This window comes from Undibacter mobilis (genome assembly GCF_003367195.1).
Classification (GTDB): Bacteria; Pseudomonadota; Alphaproteobacteria; order Rhizobiales; family Xanthobacteraceae; genus Pseudolabrys; species Pseudolabrys mobilis.
Map to the genome: position 1 here is coordinate 811,283 of NZ_QRGO01000001.1, position 24,645 is coordinate 835,927.

Annotated in this window: 20 protein-coding genes; 11 read left to right on the forward strand and 9 right to left on the reverse strand. The window is 63.8% G+C overall.

Translation table 11 applies throughout. The annotated features are described in order from the left end of the window. The first annotated feature begins 78 nt into the window (after window positions 1–78). From DXH78_RS03765 to DXH78_RS03800, 8 genes are all read left to right on the forward strand, one after another. On the forward strand, window positions 79–1,134 hold the full coding sequence (locus DXH78_RS03765) for a dipeptidase (protein ID WP_115515803.1): 1,056 nt from the start codon (window positions 79–81) through the stop codon (window positions 1,132–1,134). 92 nt (window positions 1,135–1,226) lie between these two features. Further along, window positions 1,227–1,925 (forward strand): GntR family transcriptional regulator, encoded by a 699-nt coding sequence (locus DXH78_RS03770; protein WP_115515804.1) that lies wholly within the window; start codon window positions 1,227–1,229, stop codon window positions 1,923–1,925. 171 nt (window positions 1,926–2,096) lie between these two features. Continuing rightward, window positions 2,097–3,095, forward strand: a complete 999-nt coding sequence (locus tag DXH78_RS03775) for a TRAP transporter substrate-binding protein (RefSeq protein ID WP_115515805.1) — start codon at window positions 2,097–2,099, stop codon at window positions 3,093–3,095. A gap of 59 nt (window positions 3,096–3,154) precedes the next feature. Beyond that, window positions 3,155–3,706 (forward strand): TRAP transporter small permease, encoded by a 552-nt coding sequence (locus DXH78_RS03780; protein ID WP_115515806.1) that lies wholly within the window; start codon window positions 3,155–3,157, stop codon window positions 3,704–3,706. 26 nt (window positions 3,707–3,732) lie between these two features. Next, the gene (locus DXH78_RS03785) at window positions 3,733–5,043 is read left to right on the forward strand and encodes a TRAP transporter large permease (protein WP_115517706.1); all 1,311 of its coding nucleotides are present in this window, start codon (window positions 3,733–3,735) and stop codon (window positions 5,041–5,043) included. Between the two features lie 25 nt (window positions 5,044–5,068). Further along, window positions 5,069–6,775, forward strand: a complete 1,707-nt coding sequence (locus DXH78_RS03790) for an IlvD/Edd family dehydratase (protein ID WP_115515807.1) — start codon at window positions 5,069–5,071, stop codon at window positions 6,773–6,775. 38 nt (window positions 6,776–6,813) lie between these two features. Next, a complete protein-coding gene (locus tag DXH78_RS03795) occupies window positions 6,814–7,572 on the forward strand; it encodes a thermonuclease family protein (protein WP_115515808.1) in 759 nt (252 codons plus the stop codon). Between the two features lie 3 nt (window positions 7,573–7,575). Then, complete coding sequence (locus DXH78_RS03800; protein ID WP_115515809.1) at window positions 7,576–9,063, forward strand: M48 family metalloprotease; 1,488 nt, start codon at window positions 7,576–7,578, stop codon at window positions 9,061–9,063. Between the two features lie 83 nt (window positions 9,064–9,146). Here DXH78_RS03800 and DXH78_RS03805 read toward each other — a convergent pair whose 3' ends face one another. Beyond that, on the reverse strand, window positions 9,147–10,109 hold the full coding sequence (locus tag DXH78_RS03805) for a VOC family protein (protein ID WP_115515810.1): 963 nt from the start codon (window positions 10,107–10,109) through the stop codon (window positions 9,147–9,149). 168 nt (window positions 10,110–10,277) lie between these two features. Between DXH78_RS03805 and DXH78_RS03810 the strand changes: the two genes are divergently transcribed. Beyond that, window positions 10,278–10,700 carry a hypothetical protein gene (locus DXH78_RS03810; RefSeq protein WP_115515811.1) on the forward strand — a complete coding sequence of 141 codons (423 nt, stop codon included), beginning with the start codon at window positions 10,278–10,280 and terminating at the stop codon, window positions 10,698–10,700. Window positions 10,701–10,707: 7 nt separating this feature from the next. Here the strand turns inward: DXH78_RS03810 and DXH78_RS03815 are convergent, their stop codons facing one another. The 6 genes from DXH78_RS03815 to DXH78_RS03840 form a co-directional block, all read right to left on the reverse strand. Continuing rightward, window positions 10,708–11,568 carry a DUF2066 domain-containing protein gene (locus DXH78_RS03815; RefSeq protein WP_115515812.1) on the reverse strand — a complete coding sequence of 287 codons (861 nt, stop codon included), beginning with the start codon at window positions 11,566–11,568 and terminating at the stop codon, window positions 10,708–10,710. A 191-nt stretch (window positions 11,569–11,759) separates the two neighbouring features. Then, window positions 11,760–12,527, reverse strand: coding sequence for a CarD family transcriptional regulator (locus DXH78_RS03820; protein ID WP_430727466.1), 768 nt, complete (start codon window positions 12,525–12,527; stop codon window positions 11,760–11,762). 306 nt (window positions 12,528–12,833) lie between these two features. Continuing rightward, window positions 12,834–13,172 carry a ferredoxin FdxA gene (gene fdxA / locus DXH78_RS03825; protein ID WP_115515813.1) on the reverse strand — a complete coding sequence of 113 codons (339 nt, stop codon included), beginning with the start codon at window positions 13,170–13,172 and terminating at the stop codon, window positions 12,834–12,836. Window positions 13,173–13,228: 56 nt separating this feature from the next. Then, on the reverse strand, window positions 13,229–13,561 hold the full coding sequence (locus DXH78_RS03830; RefSeq protein ID WP_115515814.1) for an RNA-binding S4 domain-containing protein: 333 nt from the start codon (window positions 13,559–13,561) through the stop codon (window positions 13,229–13,231). Beyond that, window positions 13,561–16,842, reverse strand: a complete 3,282-nt coding sequence (locus tag DXH78_RS03835) for a helicase-related protein (protein WP_115515815.1) — start codon at window positions 16,840–16,842, stop codon at window positions 13,561–13,563. The genes DXH78_RS03830 and DXH78_RS03835 overlap by 1 nt, the downstream gene beginning before the upstream one ends. Before the next feature lie 580 nt (window positions 16,843–17,422). Continuing rightward, complete coding sequence (locus tag DXH78_RS03840) at window positions 17,423–18,325, reverse strand: DUF3108 domain-containing protein (RefSeq protein ID WP_245416723.1); 903 nt, start codon at window positions 18,323–18,325, stop codon at window positions 17,423–17,425. A 304-nt stretch (window positions 18,326–18,629) separates the two neighbouring features. Between DXH78_RS03840 and rpmB the strand changes: the two genes are divergently transcribed. Together rpmB and DXH78_RS03850 are read left to right on the forward strand one after the other, a co-directional pair. Next, entirely contained in the window at window positions 18,630–18,929 is a 300-nt protein-coding gene (rpmB, locus tag DXH78_RS03845) for a 50S ribosomal protein L28 (protein ID WP_115515817.1), read from the forward strand. A gap of 157 nt (window positions 18,930–19,086) precedes the next feature. After that, window positions 19,087–21,552, forward strand: coding sequence for an ATP-binding protein (locus tag DXH78_RS03850; protein WP_168192695.1), 2,466 nt, complete (start codon window positions 19,087–19,089; stop codon window positions 21,550–21,552). Between the two features lie 20 nt (window positions 21,553–21,572). Here the strand turns inward: DXH78_RS03850 and DXH78_RS03855 are convergent, their stop codons facing one another. Together DXH78_RS03855 and cobT are read right to left on the reverse strand one after the other, a co-directional pair. Continuing rightward, window positions 21,573–22,619 (reverse strand): esterase-like activity of phytase family protein, encoded by a 1,047-nt coding sequence (locus DXH78_RS03855; protein ID WP_115515818.1) that lies wholly within the window; start codon window positions 22,617–22,619, stop codon window positions 21,573–21,575. Window positions 22,620–22,699: 80 nt separating this feature from the next. Further along, entirely contained in the window at window positions 22,700–24,616 is a 1,917-nt protein-coding gene (gene cobT, locus DXH78_RS03860; protein ID WP_245416724.1) for a cobaltochelatase subunit CobT, read from the reverse strand. Between the last annotated feature and the right edge of the window lie 29 nt (window positions 24,617–24,645).

Genomic DNA, 24,645 nt, shown 5'->3' on the forward strand with positions numbered 1-24,645 from the left:
ATATCGGACGGCGCACCCCTGCCAAGGCGACTGTGATAGGCTGTCCCGGCGCACGACAGACGATTCCAGGCAGGACGAATGACCAAACCGATCCCCGTTTTCGACGGCCACAACGACGTCCTGCTGCGGCTCTACAAGTCCCCCTCCACCGACCCGGTCGCCGATTTTCTGGGCGGCGAGGAAGCCGGCCATATCGACCTGAAGAAGGCGCGCGCCGGCGGCCTGGCCGGCGGGTTGTTCGCGCTGTATTCGCCCTCGCCCCGCACGGCCAGCACAACCGAATCGACGACCGGCGCCTTGTCGCGGCCGTTGCCGCCGCCGCTGCCAATGGACGAAGCGCGCGCCTCGGCGGCCGGCGAACTCGCCATCCTCGTGCGGATTGAGCGCGCGTCGCAAGGCGCGGTCGCGATCTGCCGCTCGACGGCGGAGATCAAAGCGGCGATGGCGCGCGGCGCGTTCGCCGCGGTGCTGCACATCGAAGGCGCCGACGCCATCGATGACAAGCTCGACTTTCTCGACGTGCTTTACGCAGCCGGCTTGCGCTCGCTCGGCCCGGTGTGGAGCCGGCCCAACATTTTCGGCCATGGCGTGCCGTTCCGCTTTCCGTCGAGCCCCGACATTGGCGAGGGCTTGACCGCCGCGGGTGAAAACCTCGTGCGCGTCTGCGACGAGATGAAGATCCTGATCGACCTGTCGCACATCAACGAAAAAGGGTTCTGGGATGTGGCGCGGCTGTCGAAGGCGCCGCTGGTCGCAACGCATTCCAATGCGCATGCCTTGTGCCCGAGCCCGCGCAATCTCACCGACAAGCAACTCGCGGCGATCCGAGACACCGGCGGCATGGTGGGGCTGAATTTCGCCACCGGCTTCCTGAGGCCGGATGGCAGCATGCGTCCGGACACGGACATCGCCCTGATGGTCCAGCATCTCGATTATCTGCTCGAGAAACTCGGCGAAAATCACGTCGGCCTCGGCTCGGACTTCGATGGCGCCACGGTACCGCAGACGATCGGCTCCGCCGCCGGCCTGCCGGTGCTCTTCGAGGCGCTGCGCGCCAAGGGGTATTCCGACACGCTTCTCACCAAGATCGCCTCGGAAAACTGGCTCAATTTGCTGGCGCGCACCATCGGCTGACCGGCCGCGGCAACCCAGTTGCCGCATTCCGACTTATGCATCTATGATTTTGGCATGCTTGGGCCGACCCGTGCCGGGCAACAAGGTCAGCGATGGACGACGCGGCAAACCAGCAGCACAAGCGGACGCCGGACGAGGAGATCGCCGAGGCGCTAGAAAGCGATATCATTTTCGGCCGCCTCAAGCCGGGCGAGCGGCTGCGCGAAGAGGCGCTGCTTGAACGCTTCGGCCATTCGCGCCACTTCATTCGTCTCGCCTTCGCTCGGCTTGAGAAGAAAGGCATTCTGGTCCACACCCGCAATGTCGGCGCCGCCGTGCGCGCTTTCACCGTCGCCGAGGTGGAAGAGATCTACGACGTCCGCGAGATGATCCAGCGTCAGGCCGCCTTGCGCATTCGTCTGCCGGCGGAACCGGAAGCTGTCGCGCGCATCGCCGCCATTCAGCGCGATTACGCGTCGTGCGTGACGACCGGCGACCTGCGCGGCATTCATGCCTGCAACGACCGCTTCCATCTTGCGATCTTCGCGCTGTGCAACAACGGCTACCTGCTGGCGCTGGTCAAGCAGTACATGGATCTCACTTACGTGATCCGCACCGTCACATTCTCCGACCCGAAGGCGCTGGAGGCCTCGCGCATCCAGCACGAATTGATGATCGAGCAGCTCAAGGGTCGCGACAACTGGGCGCTGGCCGAGCTTTGCGTGCAGCATTTGCGGCCCAACAAGGAGAAGTATCTCGGACGCCTGCGCGAAGCCGCCGAAATCGCATCGCACAAGCCGGCGGCCGAATAGGGTTCGCCACACTCTATATTGTCGACAATATGCGTTTTTATTGCCGCTATTTTGCAATGCAGCGTACCCGAATACGTCATATTGTTGACAATCCTGTAGCCCTGACGGCACACTCCAAAGAAAAAGCCGCCGCCAAAAAGCGTCATCCAACACTCTCAGGGAGGGAGTCCGATGCTCATCCGGAAATCAATGACGGTTGCCGTGCTGCTGCTGACCGCAGCCGCCGCCCTTTCGCCGGCCACCGCGCAGAAGCGTGAATTTTCGTTCGCCTACGACCAGCCCAAACAGAGTGGCTACGGCATCGGCGCCGCGATGTTCGACAAGAAACTGCAGGAGCTCAGCAAGGGCACGATGTCGATCAACCAGTATCCGAGCGCGCAGCTCGGCACCGAAGCGCAGACCATGCAGAAGGTGCAGACCGGCGACATCGACTTCGTGATCCTGTCCACCGCCAATGCCTCGACCGCGCAGCCGGAGTCGGGCGTGTTCTCGCTTCACTTCATCTTCCGCGACGAAGCGCACGCCATCAAGGTGCTCGGCGATGCGAAGGTGATCGCCGCCATGCGCGAGCTTTACGCTGCGAAGATCAAGGGCGCGCACATGATCGCCCTCGGCTCGCAGGGCTTGCGCCACATGTACGGCAAGAAAGCCGTCGAGAAGGTCGCCGACATCAAGGGCGTCAAGATGCGCGTGCAGGCGACCGTAACCGAGGACACGCTGTTCCCGGCCTACGGCGCGCAGGTCGTTCACATGCCGTTCGGCGAGGTCTACACCGCCTTGCAGACCGGCGTCACCGACATGGCCGAAAACGGCATTAACAACTACCTCGTCAACAAGCACTATGAGCCGGCGCCCGTGCTGTCGCTCACCGAACACGAGGCCAACCACTCCGCCCTCTTCGTCAGCGACAAGGTATGGTCGAGCCTGACCGACGAGCAAAAGAAGTGGGTGCAGGCCGCCGCCGACGAAGTGTCGAAAAACGAACCGGCCGCTGCCTTCAAACTCGAGCACGAAGCCCTCGCCAAGCTTGAGAAGATGGGCGTCAAGATCGTCAAGACCGTCGACAAGAGCGGTTTCTCTCAGATCAGCAAGCCGATCCAGGACAAGCTGGCGAAAGACCTTGGCCCCAACGCGGTCAAGGTGCTCGAACTCGTGCGTAACGTCCAGTAAGCGCCGCGGCGGGAGCCGCGCCACGGCTCCCGCCTTTTTCCTGCCGCGAAAGTCCCGCCATGCCGCGCTTTGACAGCCTCGTCATCCAGGACCAGCGCCATCTCAAATGGCGTGCGTTCGATCCGATCGAACAGGGCCTCATGATCCTGTGCGGCATCTGCATCGCTTCGTTCAGCCTTCTGGTGTTTTGCGATGTCATCACCCGCGCCATCGGCCGACCGTGGCTGTGGGTGCAGGAAGCGACGATGACGTTCTTCCTGTATGGCATCTTTATCGGCGTGGCCGCCGCAACGCGCCGCAACGACCATCTCTATCTCGCCGTACTCGCGGAATCGATGAGCGGCGGCGCGCGGCTGTTCTTCGAGTTCTTCAACAGGCTTTGCGTGCTCGGCGTCGCCTTCGCCATGATTTATTACGGTTACATCAACTTCCTCGACGGCTTCAAAAGCCTGCGTATGCCGTCGATGACACCGATCGCCTCGCTCTATGCCGCGATCCCGATCAGCGGCCTGTTCGTCGCCTTGTTCACCATCGAGCAAATGGTCAACGGCCTGAAGCACGGCTTTGCCGATCCGAACGGCCCCCCGGAAGAAAAGAGGCAGTCGCTGTGACCACCAACGGCTTCCTCATTGTCCTGATGGGAATTCTGTTCCTTTTTCTCGGCTATATGGGCGTGCCGGTCGCCTTCGCGCTGATCGGCGCCGTGCTGATCGTCACCACATTCACGCCGGTCGGCCACGCCTCGATGATCGCGCAGGTCTTCAACGGGATGGACGTCGAAGCCCTGATGGCCATTCCGTTCTTCCTGCTGGTTGGCGATCTGATGACGTCCGCCAACGTGACCCAGCGCATGATCACGTTGTCGCAGACCCTGGTCGGCCACATGCGCGGCGGTCTCGCCCAAGTCGTCACCCTGTTCAGCATGTTCTTTGCCGGCATTTCCGGGTCGTCGGCGGCCGATGTCGCGGTCCTGACCCGCTCGGTTGCGCCGGAAATGGCGCGCGAGGGCTATAACAAGGCCTTTACTGCGGCCCTGATCGCCTCGGCGGCGACGATGGCGAACCTGATCCCGCCGAGCATCATGGCCGTCGTCTACGGCGCCACCGGCAATGTGTCGATCGGCGGCCTGTTTCTCGGTGGCGTGGCGCCCGGCGTGTTCATCGGCATCGGCCTGATGATCTACAGCCACTTCTTCGGCCCGATCGGCATGAAGCATAAGCGCGCGACCTTCGCCCAGTTCACCGAGGCCACCAAGCGCAGCGCCGTGCCGCTGATGATCCCGATCATCATCATGGGCGGCATCCTCACCGGCTGGTTCACACCGAGCGAGGCCGGCATCATCGCCGTCGCCTACATTCTCTTCGTCGTCATCCCGCTCCTGAACCCGAAGCATCTTCCGCATCTGCCACGCGACTTCGCGCTCACCGGCCTCCTTTATTCGATTCCGCTGATCACCATCGGCGCCGCCTCCGCCTTCGGCTGGATGCTGGCTTACCTGCGCGGCCCGGCCGTGGTCTCCGACTGGATTGCCTACTATGCCGGCGGCGATCCACATCTGATCATGCTGCTGCTGACGGCGCTTTTCATCCTGGTCGGCGATTTCATCGACGCCGTGCCGGCAATCATTATCTTCATGCCGCTGATCCTGGAGCTGACCAAGAACGCGGACATCAACGCCGTCCATATGGGCGTCGTGATCATCACCACGCTCGCCTTCGGCCTGATCACGCCACCCTACGGCCTCTGCCTCTTGATGGCGGCGAAGTTCGTCAACGTGAAATTCTCGCGCGCGATGCTGGCTTCTTTCCCCATCTACATCATCTTCTTTGCCGCCATCGCATTCGTGATTTACTTCCCCGAAATCGTGCTATGGCTGCCGAAACAGCTGCTGCCGCAATCGGTTGGCTGCTTCCGTAACCCCAGTGGCGCGGGCTGGATCTGCCCCTGAAGCGCGACCTCGATGGATGACGTGAATGAGTAATGGACTACGGCAAGGCCTCACGAGCTACGGCGACACCGCATTCTCGCTGTTCCTGCGCAAGGCCTTCATCAAGGGCATGGGCTATTCGGACGACGCCCTCGACCGTCCGATTGTCGGCATTACAGATACCTATTCGGATTTCAATCCGTGCCACGGCAATGTGCCGCAACTCATCGAGGCGGTGAAGCGCGGCGTCATGCTCGCCGGCGCCATGCCGATGGTGTTCCCCACCATCTCCATTCACGAAAGCTTTGCCTTCCCGACCTCGATGTTCCTGCGCAACCTGATGGCGATGGACACCGAGGAGATGATCCGTGCGCTGCCGGTCGATTCCGTGGTGCTGATCGGCGGCTGCGACAAGACCATCCCCGCACAGGTGATGGGTGCTGCCAGCGCCGACAAGCCTGCGATTGTCCTGCCGACCGGGCCGATGCTGGTCGGCCACTTCAAGGGTGAGCAACTTGGCGCCTGCACCGATTGCCGCCGGCTGTGGGGCGAATACCGCGGCGAGCGCATGAGCGGCGAAGACATCGAGCGCGCCAATGAGCGGCTGGTGCCGTCGGTCGGCACCTGCGGCGTCATGGGCACGGCCTCGACCATCGCCTGCATGATGGAAGCGCTGGGCCTGTCTTTGCCCGGCAGCGCCTCGATTCCGGCGGTCCATGCCGACCGAATCCGTATGGCCGAGCTGACTGGCAAGCGCGCCGCCGAGATGACCAAAGGCGGGCCGAAGCCGTCCGAGATTTTGACAAAGGACGCGTTCCGGAACGCCATCGTCATGCTGCAGGCGATCGGCGGCTCGACCAACGGCGTTGTGCATCTCTCCGCCATCGCTGGCCGCACCAGGAATCCGATCTCGCTGGAGACCTATGACGAGGTCGGCCGCAATACGCCGGTGCTGGTCGACCTCAAGCCTACCGGCCAGCATTACATGGAGCACTTCCATCAGGCCGGCGGCGTGCCGCGTCTGATGCAGGAACTGAAGGATCTGCTGGCGCTCGATGCCAGACATGTCGCGGGCGGCACGTTGGGCGACGCCATCAAGACCTTCGAGGACGTACCCGGTCAGACCGTGATCCGGCCCCGCACGGCGCCATTGAAGAGCGAAGGTGGCCTCGTCGTGTTGCGTGGCAATCTGGCGCCGCGCGGCGCCGTGCTCAAGCAGGGCGCGGCCGCAGCGAAACTGATGCAGCATGAAGGCCGCGCTGTGGTGTTCGATTCCGTCGCCGACATGACAGCGCGCATCGACGATCCGAGCCTCGACGTCACCGCCGACGATATTCTGGTCATGCGCAATGCCGGCCCGATCGGCGCGCCGGGCATGCCGGAGGCCGGCTATATCCCGATCCCGAAGAAGTTGGCGCAGCAGGGCGTCAAGGACATGGTGCGCATGTCGGATGCGCGCATGAGCGGCACCGCCTTCGGCACCATTGTGCTGCATATCAGCCCGGAAGCCGCGGTGGGCGGTCCGCTCGCCTTGGTCAAGACCGGCGACCGCATCCGCCTCGACGTCAAGGCGCGACGCATCGACCTGCTGATCGACGATGCGGAGATGAAGAAGCGGCAAGCCGCCTGGCGGCCACCGCCGGTACCGGAGGTGGCGCAGCGCGGTTACGCCAAACTCTATCGCGAGCATGTGCAACAGGCCGACGAAGGCTGCGATTTCGACTTCCTGGCGCGGCCCGGCGACAAGACCTGATTTATAAACATTGACGGCGCCGCGCGGCCGCTCCGACAATGGCGCGCATGATCGGGCGCGCGCTGATCGCTTCGGCTTTGCTCGGCCTCGCGGCTGGCGCGCCCGCGCGTGCCGAATGCAGCGGAACGCCGGCCGGCACCGGCGTGGTCACCGCAGTGCGCGACGGCCGCACTTTGCTGTTGGCCGACGGTCGTGAAATCCGGCTTGCAGGCATCGAAGCGTCGGCCGATGGCGTGGCCCTGCGCGCACTCGTCGCCGGCCAGGCCCTCCGCATCGAACGCATCAGCGACGACCGCTATGGCCGGGTTGTCGCCTTCGCTTACATTGGCGAGCCCAAAGAAGCGGCGGCGGAACTTTTGCAAATCGCACTGCTCAAAGCCGGGCAGGCCCGGGTTTCGGCACGGCCCGGGCCCAAATCATGCGCACAGGCTCTTTTGAGTGCCGAACGCACGGCGCGCGCCGCCAGCCTCGGATTGTGGGCCGACCCCAATTTCGCCCCTTTGCGTTCCCAAAATTTAACCATATCGGCGCCCGAAATGGGGCAATTCGCCCTGATTGAGGGCCAGGTCTTGTCGGTGCGGGAGAGCGGGGCCACTATTTATGTGAACTTTGGACGGCGCTGGACGCGGGACTTCGCAGTCACTATCCCGAAACGGGAAGCGCGTAATTTCGCCGCCGCCGGGATCGAACCGAAAATGCTGGAACGGCGCCGCGTCCGTGTGCGCGGCATCCTCGAGCGGCGCAGCGGCCCGATCATCGACGTGACCGTACCCGAACAGATTGAGTTGATTGACTGAAGCATGCGTAAAAGGTTGAGCGAACGGAGTTGGCGGAAGGATCGCCCGTGGCACGCCTGGCTGGCCGTGCCGCTGCTCGCTGTTGTGCTCGCCGGCTGTACGCAGTCACCGGATACGCCGCGTCAGGTTTCGCTGCCGATTCCGCGCACCATCGATCGCGACGCGCCCGCGCCAGCCACCGTGCGCGAGAACGCGCGCATCCTCGCTTCCTATGGCGGCATCTACGACAATCCGCAGCTGCAGGCCGAAATCGAACAGACCGTGGCGAAGCTCGTGGCGGCCTCCGAACGGCCGGATCTGAAATATCAGGTCACGATGCTCAACTCGCCGGCGATCAACGCCTTCGCTTTGCCGAACGGCCATCTGTACATCTCACGCGGCTTGGTCGCGCTGGCCGCCGACAAGGCCGAACTGGCCTCGGTGCTGGCACATGAGATGGGCCATGTGATCGCGCGTCACGCCGCGATCCGGGAAGAGCAGGCCCGCCAGACGGCACTCGTCAGTCAGGTGGTCAGCGAAGTGCTGAGCGACCCCAATATGGGCGCGCTGGCGCTGGCGAAATCACGGCTGACGCTCGCCAGCTTCTCGCGCGCGCAGGAATTTGAGGCCGACGGCATCGGCGTCGGCATTTCCTCGCGCGCCGGCTTCGACAGTTTCGGCGCTGCGCGCTTCCTCACCGCCATGCAGCGCAACGCCGATCTCAAAAGCGGCAGCAAGAGCCAGAACGCCGATCCGACGGTCGCCGACTTCATGTCGAGCCATCCAGCGACACCGGAGCGCGTCAAGAACGCACTGGCCAATGCGCGCCAGTTCAGCGGCCCGGGCAATGGTGCGCGCGATCGCGACGCCTACCTCGCCTCGATCGACGGCATGGTCTATGGCGAGGACCCGAGTGAAGGGTTCGCCCGCGGCCGGCGCTTCGTGCATCCCAAGCTCGGCTTCACCTTCGTCGCGCCCAATCACTTCTCGCTCGACAATACGGCGCAGGCCGTGCTCGGCCTCAAGGACGGTGGCGACGAGGCGTTGCGTCTCGACGTCGTCAGCGTGCCGGCTGAACAGCGCCTCAGCGACTATCTCAAATCGGGCTGGATCGACAATGTCGATGCCGCGAGCGCCGAGGAATTCACCGTCAACGGCTTCCCCGCCGCCACCGCATCGGCGAAAGGGGAGCGCTGGTCGTTCCGGCTGTTTGCGGTGCGCTTCGGCAGCGATGTCTATCGCTTCATCTTCGCCGCGCGGAATCTCACGACCGAGAACGACCGCGCCTTCCGCGAGTCGGTTTCGAGCTTCCGCCGCATGAGCCTCAAGGAAAGCGCCGGCGTGAAGCCGCTGCACATCCGCATCGTCACCGTGAAGCCCGGCGACACCATCGACAAGCTCGCCGAGCGCATGGCGAGCGATCACAAGCTCAACCGCTTCCTCCTGCTCAACGGCTTCTCGGCGACCGACAAGCTCAAGCCGGGCGAGAAGGTGAAGCTGGTGATGGAATGAGTTCCGCCTCATCCTGAGCACCAAAACGCAAAAACGGCCGGGGTTTTGCCCCGGCCGTTTGCGTTTCAAACCGCGTCCCTTGCTTACGCTTCGCCCGCCTCGCGGTTGAGCGTGAATTCGCGCGGCACATCCGGACCCCACAGATAGAACGAGTCTTCCGGCTTGTGGTCGGCGGACGGCCAGCGATCGTCCTTCGGGATGTAGTCGATATCGCAAGAGTATTCGGCGAACGAGCCCCACGGGTCCATGACGTAGTGGAAGTAGTTCGAGCCAAGCACATGACGCCCGAGGCCCCAGCCCTTCTGGTAGCCCTTGTCGTGCATGCGCATGGCGCCGAGACCGATGTCGTTGATCGACGACACATCCCACGAGCAGTGGTGGAAGCCCGGTGCAGACGACTTCACCAGCGCCAGCAGATGATGATCGCTGCCATGGATGCCGTGCATGAAGGCGACGAGATCGGAGGCGCGGTCCGACAAGCGCAGGCCGAGCGTACGCTCGTAGAACTCGATCGACTTGAGCACGTCGGCGGTGAAGATCAACACATGCGACAGCCGGCGCGGCCGCACCGCCGGCGACGCGGCGCGCGTGGTCGCGGCAGCCTGACCCGGCCCAACCGTATTCCACTCGCTGACGGCCTTCTGGTCCGGCGACACTTTCGGTGCCACCTTCACTTCCATCAGGATGCCTTCGTGGTTGCGGAACCAGAAGCCGTTGCTCTCGAAGCCCGGCGGCGGATCGATCAGCTTGATGCCTTGGCCTTCGATGCGCTTCTTGAGGCGATCGATGTCCTCCGCGTAGCAACCGAACGACAAATGATGCAGCGCCTTGGCCTTGCCTTCGATCACGGAGCCCCAGGCGTGCTCATGACCGAAGGTTTTGAGCTGCAAGGTATTGCCCTTGCGCACCATATTCAGCCCGAAATTCGTGTAGAAATCGTCCGCTGCGTTCACGTCGGGAACCGCGAGCACGAACTGATCGAGCGAGTGGATGCCGAACTCATCGGAGCTGGCGGTCGGCGCAACATAGCCGCCGATGGCAGTCATTGCAGTCTCCCTGAACGATTGTTGTTGTCTTAGCCAGCATCATACCCGCGCACGGACCCGAGGCAACCAGTTCCGCGCGCGGCCCACCCGCGCGCGCCGGTGGGTATTGCCCACCGCGGCGCGGTGCCGGCCGCCGGGAACGGACGGCGCCGTTCGCGGTTAGCCACGATGGATTTGTCGGATCGCGAAGAGTTCATAAAGGACGTGGCCCGCGAGGGCCTCGGCGGGTCGCTTGCGATCTACGCGGCCGCCATTTTTGGCGTTCTGGCCCTCATTGCAGTGCCGATCTATGCGGCGGTGGCACCGCAGGTATACGATAACCCAGCGCCTGAGCCACTCGATCCGCTGCTCCAGGGACCCATCATCGGCAATCGGGTGTCGACACCGTTGCCGCTGTCCCACCTCAAACCCGAAATCCTGGCCGATCCCAAATATGCCGCAGAGCTGAACGCCAAAGTGAAGAGGTCCAGCCTTGCGCGCCATCAGACGCCGCATGTTGCGCGTGTTCGCGAGGGCGAACCGGCCGTCGCAGAGCTTCCCGCGCGCCGCGAGCGGTCCGGCTTTTCCCTGTTCGGTTTATTCGGCGGCTGATGCCCGCTCAACGCGGCAGCTCCGACACCGGCGCGCCGTTGCCCGACAAAGCGCGCATCGCGCCGCGGATAGCGACGCGGAACGCTTCGTCGTAATTGATGCCGCGCGCCGACCATGTGAAGGCGCGGTCTTGCGCGTCGATATGCCAGGTCGCGATCCAGCCCGTCGCCTTGTCGCTCCACGTCAGGTCGCCGATCAGCGACACCTCGCCCCCGGCAAGCGGCGTCAGCCGTTCGGCCTTGGCGCGGATCGTGTTAGTCGGCGTCTTCGGCGAGAGTCCGGCCGCGCGCAGCGGCTCCGACGCCGGCAGCACCACCTTCATGCCGTAGCGCCGTGCCGCATTGTCGAGCGACTCGCGCATGTCCGGATCGAAATCGCCGTCGGCCGCCAGCACGCCGTCGCGCTTGCGCCCGTTGACCGTGACGATCATCGTCAGCGCCGGGCGTTTGCCCTTCCACGTCTTGCGACCAAGCGAGGCCAACACGTTATCGATCTTGGCCGGATTGAAGTGGCACGTGAGGAAGTGAGGCCGGTCGTAGCTGCCCTGCTCATCGTGGATGGCGCGGCCGGACAGCCGATCGAAATAAGAGAAGCTGTCGATGTAATTGCCGGCTTTGGCGGCCATTGCCGCCACCTCATCCGCACCGAGAATGGTCGCATCACCGGATGCCTTCACCAGCACGTCTTCAAAACAAAGCTGAAAGCCGAGCGGCCGGTTGCGCTCGTCCTTGCCGGTCACCACCGCCTGCGTCGTATAAATATCCTCAAGCGGGATCGGCGGCGGGGGTTTGGTCTCGGCGGCGAAGGCGGTTGCGATGGCCGCCTCGATGGCGAGCGTCAACACGACAAAGAACAAGGGCTTGTTCATGGCCCTGCCTTTCCAGTCTTTGAGCACCCGAACTTTTGCCGTCTTGCGGTCGAAGTCAAATGCAGAGACTGCATACTGTTGCCCATAGCAGCGACGAAGCGGGCAGCAAAAAGCCCGGCATCGCTGCCGGGCTTTTCAATTTGTTTTTGCGCTCAGAGGTCCAGAGGCATTCCGCCTCAATCCTCATTCTTTCAGGCCGCTTCTTCCTCGGCCGCGTCGTCGGTGCCAGCCTCTTCGGCGGGCTTGGGACCGCGGCGCGGACCCTTGGCGAGCGCGCCTTCGATTTCCTTGACCGCTTCGGTCTCGGTCACCTTCTGCACGGCCGCGATTTCGCGCGACAGGCGGTCGAGCGCCGCTTCATAGAGTTGGCGTTCGGAGTAGGACTGCTCCGGCTGGGTGTCCGAGCGGAAGAGATCCCGAACCACCTCGGCGATGGCGACGATGTCGCCCGAGTTGATCTTGGCTTCGTATTCCTGGGCCCGGCGCGACCACATCGTGCGCTTGACGCGAGCGCGGCCCTTGAGGGTCTCGAGCGCCTTCTTCACCAGGGCCGGTTCGGCGAGCTTGCGCATGCCGACGGAGACGATCTTCGCGGTCGGCACGCGAAGGGTCATCTTGTCCTTGATGAAATTGATGACGAACAGTTCCAGCTTGGCACCGGCGATTTCCTGCTCCTCAATCGCCATGATCTGGCCCACGCCGTGGGCCGGATAGACGATGAATTCGCTGGTCTTGAAGCCTTGGCGCTGGGTGGTCTTCTTGTTGGGGGCAGTCGGCATTCCGGGCATTGCTCCTTCACCGGCGGCCTTACGGGCGCCGGCCACTTTGTCTGCGGGGGCCGCAGCGCGGGGCGTGACCCGGGCGGCATGCGATTTCCGCCGGGGTTCGGCGGATTTTTTCGGCTTCCGGCTCATACCGGAGGGCCCTTTCTTGGACTTTTGACGCGATTTACCAGCCACAGCTCACACGTGGATCGCACGCCCTCTATGGAACTTTGGGAAACCCGCGAAAAATAATGCTCCCGGACAGAGGGAGCTAATCCGTGTGCGGTGATTGTTCATATTCATTGGGATTTCGCTATATATAGCACATTTTTGGCCAAAATCAAAGCCTTATGACGTTACAAAACCGCAATAAGGCCGCCCCAGCGGCCGAAATCGCGGTTCGGTTAACGCCACAGGTAACGCGCCGGGGTAAATGTCCCGCGCTTGGGCAAGGTTCCCGATACGGGGATCGCGGCTGAAAAGCCGGCGATCGGCCGGCCGTCAGTCACCTTCGCCGGGCTTCGGCGAAAAGTGCTTCTCGAGCTTGTCGGCCACGCCGTCCCAGTCCTTGGCGTCGGCGGGCGGGTCGCGCTTCACCGTGATATTCGGCCAGGTCTTGGCGTACTCGGCATTGAGCTCCAGGAACTTCTCCAGCCCCGGCTCGGTATCCGGCTTGATCGCGTCGGCCGGGCATTCCGGCTCACAAACGCCGCAGTCGATACACTCGTCCGGATGAATGACGAGCATGTTGTCACCCTCGTAGAAGCAGTCCACGGGACATACTTCGACGCAGTCCATGTACTTACACTTGATGCAATTCTCAGTGACGACGTAGGTCATTCATCGACTCCGGGCGGAGGCTCGCGGGGCTTGCGTATCGCAAGCCTATATAGACTTCAAGCAGCCCCTTGGGAGCGGTATCCGCCGCTGTTTTCCAGCATCCGGTAGGTCGCTGCTGCATCGCGCGCCGCGCCGCGTCGATCGCTAAAGCGGAGCACCTCGACCACCCGCACCGACCGATCCAGCGCCAGCGTGATGACATCCCCGGCCCGCAACAGATGCGCCGGAGCCGTGACGCGCTGGCCATTCACCCGCGCATGGCCGGCATCGACCAGCCGGGCCGCGTCGCTGCGCGTGCGCACCATGCGCGCATGCCAGAGCCATTTGTCGATGCGCTGTTTCTCTGCTCCGCCGCCGGGCCCTTGCGAGGTTTGGCGAAGGTCGCTCATCAGTCCTTGCCCTCGAGCTGCTGCTTCAGCGCAGCGAGCTTGGCGAACGGCGAGTTCGGATCGGGCGCCTTGTCGCGGCCGCCGGAGCCACCCGGGCGCGCGAAATATTTGTCCCGATCGGCGCGCTCAACCTGATCGCGTTCGCGGCGGCGCGGCGGGCGCGACTTGTCGCCGCCGTCTCGCTTGTCAGGCCCTTTGTTATTGCCTTTGCCAAACCCCTGGGACTGCCGCTCCATGCGCTGGCGGCGTTCATTGCGGTCCGGACCCGGACGCGGCTCACGCTCGCGCCGTTGTTCGTTGTAACGCACGCCGCCTGCATCGGCCGGCGCGGTCGCAGCGGCGGCATCAGGCGCGGCTGCGCCTTCAGTCCCGGCAGCGGCCGCCTGCGGCGGACGCTGGCCACGGCGCGGACGCTGGTGCTGACGGCGTTCGCCGCCGCCATGACCACCCGGACGCCAGACTTCGACGGTTTCAGGTTCGGCTTTCGTCTCGGCAGCGGGCGCATCGCCTTCAGGCGCCGTCAAGCCATCACCCGCTACCGGCGGCGCGGCTTCGGCGGCTTCGACAATCGTCGTCGCCTCAACGCCAATTTCCGGCGCAGCGGCTGCAACCGGCTCACTGACCGGCTCCGGTTGCGGCGGCAGCAGTTCGGCCTCCGGCAGCAACGACAATGACGACACTTCGGCCGCAGGGGCGATTTCGGAAACGGTCTCCGCTGCCGCTTCTGCCACCGGTTCGGCGGGAGCTTCGCTCGCCCCTTCCGGCGCGATAGTTACAGCGTCGCTCGCAGCCTCCGCCGGTTTGGCTTCCGGCGGTTTCGGCTTGCGGTCCATGCGGTAGCCGAGCGAGCGCAATATCGAAGCGAAGTCCTCGCCCGACGCACCGGTGAGCGATGTCATCGCGCCGGTAATAACAAAACCGCGGCCATCGAAAGCGCCGTCAGGCTTCGGCGTCATGCCCTCACGCCAGGCCAGCGCGGGGCGGATCAGATCGGCCAGCCGCTCCAGGATATCGACGCGCACGGCGCGCTCGCCGCAGATGCGATAGCCGGAGGTCCGGTACAGGGCCTTCGGCGTGTCCTTGTCGAGCGGAATCGAGGTGCGGCCGGAGGCAGCCAGATGCAACAACTCGGTGACGCCCTTGGCGTCCGGCGCTTCATGCTTCAACGCCCAGAGCTGCGTCGCGAGCGAGCGCGGCGCGGGCTTCAGCAGCAGCGGCAGATAGATGTGGTAGGCGCCGAAGCGCACGCCGTATTTGCGCAAGGTGGCGCGCGAGGGCTGGTCGAGGCCCTTCACCTCCTCCGCAACCTTCTGCCGCTCGAGGACGCCGAGCGCCTCGACAAGCTGGAAGGCAATGCCACGCGCGACGCCGGTGACATCCTCCGCGGCCGAGAGCGAGAACAGCGGCGCGAGCAGCTTTTCGATGTGGTTGCGGATCCAGAGGTCGAGACGGTTCTGCACCAGTTCGCGGGCCGGGCCCGTCAGATGCTCATCGGCGATGATGCGCACGCGCGGGCGCAGCGTATCGTCGCCGGCCACGAGCTTGCCGACCAGTTCGCCGGTCCAGCGCAGTACGCCGTCATTGGCGAGCACGATCTGATCGCTGGATGCTTGCGACAGCTTGGTGGCGCGCGCTTCGATCTCGCCGGCGAGCACTTTCTGCGCAGCGGCATTGAGCGCCTTGGCTTCCGAGCCTGCGGCCGAAGCGTCGGGCGCAAACATGAACCCGTCGAGGCGACCAATGACATGGCCCTCCACGGTGACTTCGCCGGTTTTTCCGATTTGTGTTTCGAGCATCGCGTTCTCTCGCAGCCTCCGCATCAAGACGCTGGTGCGGCGGTCCACGAAGCGTTCCGCCAGACGCTCGTGCAAAGCGTCCGACAACTTGTCTTCGATCGCACGGGTGACACCCTGCCAATGTTCCGGGTCGGCAAGCCAATCCGGGCGATTGGCAACGTAAGTCCAGGTCCTGACATGCGCGATCCGGTTGGAGAGGGTGTCGATGTCGCCATCGGTCCGATCAGCCAGAGCGAGCTGACGGGCGAACCAATCTGTAGGGATGTTACCCTCTCGCATCAAGAAACCATAGAGGGTTACGGCCAATTCGGCGTGGGTCGCCGGCGCGATCTTGCGATAGTCCGGTACCTGACAGACGTCCCAGAGCCGTGCAACCGCCGGCGCACCGCGCGCCAGCGCCTTTACGTCGTCGTCACGACCGGCGTGATCCAGCACCAGAATATCTTCGCCCGTGGGCGCGCGCGTCAGGCCCTGTTCCTGCGGCGGCATCGACAGCGATGCCTGCAGCGCGCCGATCGAGGCGAAATCGAGCGCGGAATTCCGCCATTGCAGCATCCGCACCGGCTCGAAGGTGTGACTTTCCAGCGCATGCACCAGTTCCTGGTCGAACGGATCGCATCGGCCGGTCGTGCCGAAAGTGCCGTCGCGGGTGGCGCGGCCGGCCCGGCCGGCGATCTGGCCAAGTTCGGACGGGTTGAGTTTGCGGAACTGGTAACCGTCGAATTTACGGTCCGAAGCAAATGCGACGTGATCGACGTCGAGATTGAGACCCATGCCGATCGCATCGGTGGCGACCAGATAATCCACATCGCCCGATTGGTACATCGCCACTTGCGCGTTCCGCGTGCGTGGCGAAAGTGCGCCCAGAACGACAGCCGCGCCGCCCCGCTGGCGGCGGATCAGTTCGGCGATGGCGTAAACTTCCGCCGCGGAAAACGCGACGATGGCCGAGCGCGACGGCAGCCGGGTGATCTTTTTCTCCCCCGAATAAGTGAGCATCGACAGCCGTGGCCGCGACACAATGTTGGCGCCGGGCAGCAGCCTTTCCACGATGCCGCGCATGGTCGCCGCGCCGAGAATGAGTGTTTCTTCGCGCGCGCGCATGTTGAGGATGCGGTCGGTGAAGACATGGCCGCGCTCGAAATCGGCCCCGAGCTGGATTTCATCGACGGCAAGGAAGGCGACATCGAGATCGCGCGGCATGGCCTCGACGGTGGAGACCCAGTAGCGCGCCTTCGGCGGCTTGATCTTCTCCTCGCCAGTGATGAGCGCAACGGCGCCCTCACCGGCCCGGGCAACGACTTTGTTGTAAACCTCGCGGGCCAGAAGCCGCAGCGGCAAGCCGATCATGCCCGACGAATGCGCAAGCATCCGCTCGATGGCGAGATGGGTCTTGCCGGTATTGGTAGGGCCGAGAACCGCCGTCACGCCGGCGCCGCGCGCGCGCGGCTGGCGTTGGGCCTGCGGAGAAAAAGAGATCGTCATTACCTATCCAAACACGCCACCCCGATGGCCGGGGATGGCGTCAGGTTCGTCTAGCACATTGCATGCACCAGCAACGCTCGTGGCTGCGCAAAAGCCGCCGTCGTTAAGACTTGGAACAACCCCCGAACGAACCGCGCGCGAATCGCTGAAAACGGTCGAATGCGGGTTCGTTCACGGCAACATCTCGCACGCACAAGCCGGCGTCCTACTAGATAGGGTTCACGATCCATCTCGGCCAGAGCGATAAAACGGATCAAATCTTAACGACGCGAAGTGCCTGTCTCTATTTGCTGCAGATCCAAAGGGGATGCGACAGCGGCGCTGTGCCACTTTGCGACAGCCGAAAAGCCCATATCTTAAAGGCTGGAACGAGTCTGGAACGAAGCAGGGGCGAATCAGTGACTCGCTGCCACTTCGGATTCGTTCACGGCGATATGTGGGAAGAGATTCAGCACACGCCACCAGATGCTGTGGCGAGGAACAGATTCATTGGGCTTTTTGGCCTGGCAATCATTAACGCGCATGCGAGTCGGCATCGAGACCCAGAGTCAAGACGGATTCCGCATGACCGGAACGCGTCTCACGGCGTCGTCTTGGTCTCGGTCTGCGCGGCCTTGGTCGATTTGTCCTTCGGCCGCGCCGAAGCCCGCTCGGTTGGCGGCAGCGCGGTCACCACGAACTCATCGGCTTCCAGCACGGCGCGGCCGACCGGGGTTGGCCCCTCGATCCGGATCGGCACCAAAACCCGGGTGCCGCCAATCGGCGCCAGCCAGATCTCGATATTGCGCTGTTCCTGGAGATATTTGATCGCGGCGCGGGTCGGGATATAGCCGGCCACCGGGGTAAAATAGACGCTGCACACCACCACCGGCCCGGCATAGCCCTTGGCGGCCTTGACCTCACCCATGCGCTTGAAAGCCAGATTGAGATCATAGCGCAGGCGGCCATCGAACACCGGCAGTTTGCGCTGGCAGGCCTCCGCCGACATCAGCTCGCCGCTCGCCGGCATCCGCACCAGGGTCGCCGTCATCGGATCGAGCACGCCGCTCTTGCTGGCGTCGGTCACCGGAACGCGCTCCGGCTCGGTTTCCGCGGGGGGGTTGAGTTTCAGCTCCTTGACCGTGCCGGCATCCACTTTGAGGCGGATTTCATTGCCTTTTTTGTAGGACTGGATGCTGGCCACATAGCTGGCGACAGCCGGCTTGCCGGCCTGCAGGGTGCCCTGGGTCACGGTCTGACCGTGGCCGCCGGTAAAGGCCTTCATCAGGCCGGTCGTCGTGCCGGTCGCCGTCGCGGAATATTCGGTCTCGCCGATCACGATGGTCCAGCCGCCCTCGCCGATCGGCAGGCCGGCCAGCGAGGCCGTATAGCGGGCATCGAGCCGCGCCTGCGCGCCGGCCTGGCCGGACACCAGCACTGCACACAACGCCGCCACAGGCGCCGCCAGCACCATCCATTGCCGTATTTGCCCGACGTCCAGCACCAGATACTTCCTCCTGATCGGGCTATTGGTCGGCGCGCATTGCGACGAATGTTTGGTACGGGTCGTGCCGCCGGGAATTTACGCCAGTCGGCCGCCAAAAGGCCCGGAAAGTGTCGTAAACCGTGGCCAAATCCCCAACTTGACGCCCAAGCCGCACGTCTTTATACGTCCTGCCGTCCAAGCCCACATTGACGGAACGGACCGGCGCGAGCCATCAAGCACGTGCAGGCCGGCGTTTTGCAGGGCGACCACAATTCCGCGGCGCTTTTTTTCAAGCGACGCATCATTTGCGAAGGATGCTGCCATGTCCTGGCGTTGCGATCTGACCGGCAAGAAGCCGCTCGTCGGCCACAAAGTGAGCCACTCGAATATCAAGACCAAGCGGCGCTTCATGCCGAACCTCCAGAGCGTCTCGCTGACCTCGGAGATTCTCGGCCGCACCGTGCGCGCCCGCATCTCGACCAACGCGCTGCGCACCGTCGATCATCGCGGTGGCTTCGACGCCTTCTTGCTCAAGGCCAAGGACGCCGACCTGGCGCCGAAGATGCTCGTGCTCAAGCGCCAGATCGTGAAGAAAAGCGAAGCCGCCGCCAAAGCCAGCTGAGCTGACGCGCTGCGTTCTACTGAAATCCCGTTTTGAAACGCCGCCCCTTTCGGGCGGCGTTTTTGTTTTCGGTTCGCGGCGCCGCTTTCCGAGCGACGCGGAACTTTACGGCTTCGGCTGGCGTTGTGGAAATTCAAGCCATCCAGCCCAGAACCTCATGGCCACAACCGCGGACAGCCTCGCCGAGATTTTCCCGGGCGACAGCGAGATGGCCGGTCTCATGCGCCAGCGGGACTGGAAGAGCACGCCGTTGGGCGACCCGGCCGGCTGGCCCGACGCCCTGAAAATCCCGCTCAAGATGCTGCTGACGTCCCGCTTCGAGATGTGGCTCGGATGGGGGCCCGATCTCTCGTTCTTTTATAACGACGCCTACATCCCGACGCTCGGGCTCAAGCATCCCTCAATGCTGGGCAAGCCGTTCAAGCAGGTGTGGGCGGAGGTCTATGACGACGTCGCCGATCAGGTCGCACGGGTGCGCGACGGCGAAGCGACCTGGAACAAGGCGCTGCTGTTGCTGCTCGAACGCAGCGGCTATCCGGAAGAGACCTATCACAGCTTCTCCTACAGTCCGCTCTATGGCACCGGCGGCGCGGTTGAAGGCCTGCTGTGCGTCGTCAGCGAAGACACCGAACGCGTCATCAGCGAACGGCGCATCGACATGCTGCGACAGCTCGGCATGAGAATGGTCGGTAATATCGATCAGCAGTCGGTGATCGAGGCGGCCTTCTCGGTTCTCAATTTCAATCGCCGCGATTTTCCGTTCGCGCTGCTTTACCTGGAGAACGAAGCGCGCGCCTGGAGCGCGGATGCCGGCCGGCTGATCGATCACCCGTGGCCGCTTGAGCAAGCCGCGTCGTCCGATATACGCAAGCTGCCTTTGTCCGCCGCGATGGACTGGCCAACCGGCGCATGGAAACGGCCGCCGGCGGAGGCGCTCGTCGTCCCCATTCCGGGCGCAGGCGGCCGGCGGGTTTTCGGCTCGCTGGTGCTCGGCCTCAATCCGCATCGCCCCGACGATCCGCACATCATGGACATCGCACGGCTGGTGGCAGGCCAGATCGGCGGCGCGCTGGCCAATATCGACGTGCTGCAATCGGAGCGGCGGCGTGCCGACCGCATCTGGTCTTATTCGCGCGACCTACTGGTGGTCATCGGGGCCGACGGGATTCTCAGATCGGTCAGCCCGGCCTGGACGCGTATTCTCGGCCATGCGGCTGACATCGTCGTCGGCCGCCATTTGCGCGACTTCGTATTTGCGGACGATTTAACCTCAACGACCGAGGCTTTCGAGCGCGCCACCCGTAACGCCGACCTCACGGCCTTTGAGAACCGGCTTGTCGGTTCTGACGGCAAGACGCGCTGGTTCTCCTGGCATACGTCGACCGAGCAAGACCTGGTTTACAGCTATGGCCGTGACATCACCGAGCAGAAGGATAACGCCGCAGCGCTTGCGGCCACGGAAGCAGCCTTGCGACAGGCGCAAAAGATGGAAGCCGTCGGCCAACTGACCGGCGGCATTGCGCACGATTTCAACAACCTGCTGACCGGCATCATCGGCTCGCTCGAGATGATGAAGCGACGCGCAGGCGAAGGCCGCACCGTGGATGCCGACCGCTATGTCACCGCAGCATCGGCGGCGGCGCATCGAGCGGCAGCGCTGACGCAACGGCTGCTCGCTTTCTCCCGGCGGCAACCGCTCGATTCGAAAACCATCGATGTCAACGGCCTCGTCGACGACATGGCCGAGCTCATTCGCCGCTCGATCGGCGAGTCGATCGAACTCGATTTTGAAGTCGGACCCAATCTCTGGTTCGCCAAATGCGACGCCAACCAACTGGAAAGCGCCGTGCTCAATCTGGCCATCAACGCGCGCGATGCGATGCCGCAGGGTGGTCGACTGACGATCAGGACGGCCAACATCCATGTGGATGCCGAAGACGCCGCACGTTCGCGCATTCCTGCGGCCGGCGACTTCGTGATGATCTCGGTTGCCGACACCGGTCACGGCATGACGGCGGATGTCAGAGAAAAGGCGTTCGAGCCGTTCTTCACGACCAAGCCAATGGGCCAGGGTACCGGCCTTGGCCTGTCGATGATCTATGGATTTGTCCGGCAATCCGGCGGATTCATCGATCTCAACAGCGAAGAAGGCAAAGGCACGACCGTTCGCCTTTATCTCCCGAGAAGTGAAGCGGCCCAACGGAAAAACGACCGCGCCGATATCGAGAACCCGGTCAACCGTACCGATCGAAACGGGACCATCCTCGTCGTCGAGGACGAGGCCGCCGTGCGGGCGATCGTGGTCGATGCCTTGCGCGATGCCGGCTACAGAATTCTCGAGGCCGGCGACGGCGCGACCGGCCTGAAATTCCTGCAGGGTTCTGCGCGCATCGATCTGCTGGTGTCGGATGTCGGATTGCCGGGCGGGCTCAACGGCCGGCAACTGGCCGATGCGGCTCGCGTATTACGCCCGAACCTGCGTGTGCTGTTCATGACCGCCTATGCCCACAATGCCAAGGTCGGCGCCGGTTCGCTCGAAGCCGGCATGGAACTGATCGCCAAGCCGTTCGAGATCGATACGCTGATCGATCGCGTCTGCCGGATGATCGACGAAGCGCCCTGACGCGCGGGCAATCGCCGCCGTTACTCGATCAGTGCGAATTGCAGGATGAGATTACGCTGGACCGGCGAAAAATTGTCGTCGGAAACGATCGTGACAATGGTCTCGCCGGCGGTGTTCTTCGTGACGGCAAGGCCTTCCATATTGTCGATCTGATATCCGAGATCGGCCTCGATCAGCACCGGCCCGTCGACCAGCGCGCCATCCTTGATGGCCGCGAGAGACACCCGGCGCATGCGCATCGCCACGCCGCGCAATGGCGAAAAGCGCCGCTCCAGGAGCAAAACATCCCCGGGCGGCAGGATCGTGCAGTCCGTGACATCGAAATCATCGCTGCGGGCAACGGTGAAGCGCAGCACGCCGGCATCGCCATCTTTCGCGGCAGGGTCGAGAACGAAGGCGCGATGATTGCCGGCGGCATCGAGGCTGCGCTCGGTGACCACGACGAGCTTGCCGGCATGCGGTTGGCCGGGCGGCGGCGCGGTCAGACATTCAAGGCTGGCATTTTTGGCGAAGCTGTTGAAGTCGTTCGGCACGCGGATGTCCTCGCCGCGCGCCGCGAAGCCGTGACTATTGTAAGCGAATTGCACGATCCGATCGACACGTTCGATACCGACGTAAACACTATCGCCAAGGCGCGCGATCGATTCCGCATCGTAGGCGCGCCGACCGGCAAGCGGCTTGCCGTCGGCGCCGAGTAGCGGCGCCATTTCGGCATCGGCGAGATTGACGAGGCGGCCATCATTGTAAACAAGACGAGCTTTCAGCCACGAGCCGTTGTCGGTAATCGCGAGCAAGTGGTCATGGTCCGGCATCAGCAAACCGGAAATGCCGCCAAAAGCAGAGAAACTCGACGTCAATTCAAGGCCGCCGCGAAACTCAAGCGCGCCGAAGCGAACGCGCGCCGGATCGCGATTGTCAAATGAAGTGATCGGAAGCGCGCGGACCTCGATCGTCTCCGGCGACGGCGCGAAACGCAAATTCTGCGCCACCGCGAACGTGCCGACGGCGGCGGCGAGTGCGATCAGAACCGCCGAGACGACAACGGTGCGACGGCTAACATATCGCATTTGCGCCGATCCACTCTGCGTTCGTTCCCGCTTGCACGGGGACGAACGGAATTATGCCGATACGTTACGAACTGGAAACTTCAAGCCACCCGCTTGCGCGGGCGGCGGACGCGCGGCTCCGGCGCCGCCGTGTTGCCTTCGGCAAACAGCTCGGCCAGCTTCTCGGTCATCGCGCCGCCGAGCTCTTCCGCATCAACAATGGTGACGGCGCGGCGATAATAGCGCGTGACGTCATGGCCGATGCCGATGGCAATCAGTTCAACCGGCGAGCGGGTCTCGATCTCTTCGATGATCCAGCGCAGATGACGTTCGAGATAATTGCCGGGATTGACTGACAGAGTTGAATCATCGACCGGCGCGCCGTCCGAGATCATCATCAGGATCTTGCGCTGCTCGGGCCGTGCCAAGAGGCGTTTGTGCGCCCAATCGAGCGCCTCGCCGTCGATGTTTTCCTTGAGCAGGCCTTCGCGCATCATCAGGCCGAGATTTTTGCGCGCGCGCCGCCACGGCGCGTCGGCCGATTTGTAAATGATGTGGCGCAGATCGTTGAGACGGCCGGGATTGGCCGGCTTGCCGGCACCGAGCCAATGCTCGCGCGACTGCCCGCCCTTCCAGGCGCGCGTCGTAAAGCCGAGAATCTCGACCTTGACGCCGCAGCGCTCCAAGGTGCGCGCGAGAATGTCGGCACAGGTGGCGGCCACCGTGATCGGACGGCCGCGCATCGAACCCGAATTGTCGAGCAGCAGCGTCACCACGGTGTCGCGGAATTCGGTGTCCTTCTCCCATTTGAAGGACAGCGCATGCATCGGGTCGATGATGACGCGCGTCAGGCGCGCCGGATCGAGGATGCCTTCCTCGAGGTCGAAATCCCAGGAACGGTTCTGCTGCGCCATCAAACGGCGCTGCAGCCGGTTGGCCAGCCGCGCCACGACGCCCTGCAGCGCCGAGAGCTGCTTGTCGAGATAGCCCCGGAGACGATCGAGCTCCTCCGGCTCGCAGAGATCTTCTGCGGCGATGGTTTCGTCGAATTTCATGGTGAAGGCGCGATAGTCCGGCCCGCGCGGCTCGTTCTGGCCGTGCTGGCGCGGCCGTTGCGGCTCGCCCGGCGTTTCGGTGTCGCCGAGTTCGCTGTCGTCGGCCATGTCGGCGGTCGGCGACTCGGCCGCCTCCGCGGCGTCGTCCGGCATGTCCTCGGTCGACATCTGCGTGTCATCCGACGACATGCTCTGCTGGTCGTCGGAATCGGCCGCGTCGCCGTCGTCGCCGGATTCCTGATTCTTCTGCTCTTCCTCGCCTTCGTCGTCGTCTTCCTCGTTGTCGGAGGAACGGTCCTCGCCCATTTCGAGCGCGTCGAGCAGGTCGTGGACGACATCGGAGAACTGACGCTGGTCCTCGATGATGTCTTCGAGACGGTCGAGGTCTTCGCCGGCACGCTCCTCGATCAGCGGCCGCCACAGCTCGACGAGATTTTTGGCCGCGGCGGGCGGCGCAAGGCCGGTGAGGCGCTCGCGCACCATCAGCGCAAGGGCTTCTTCGATCGGCGCATCGGCACGCTGGGACACCTGCTCGAACTTGCCGCGGGTGTAGCGGTCGTCGAGCATGGCGGTGATGTTCTGCGCCACGCCGGTCATGCGCCGGGCGCCGATCGATTCGACGCGGGCCTGCTCGACCGCCTCGAACACGGCGCGCGCCTGCTGGCCTTCGGGCAGGCCGCGGCGATGGATGGCCGCGTCATGACAGGCAAGTTTGAGCGCGATGGAATCGGCATTGCCGCGCACGATCGCGGCCTCGGCGCGCGTCAGCTTGCGCGCCGGCTCGGGCAGTCGCGCCTTGCCACCGAGGAGACCGGGGCGTTCGGCGGCGTAGGTAATTTCCAGGTCCGGCTTGCGCGCGATGGCACGCAGCGCACTCGCCACCGAGCGCTTGAACGGCTCGGTGGGCGATTCCTTGGCGGGCGGTTTGGACTTGATGTTGGAGGCCATGTTCACTTTCGTCATTCCGGGGCGCGCTGAAAGCGCGAACCCGG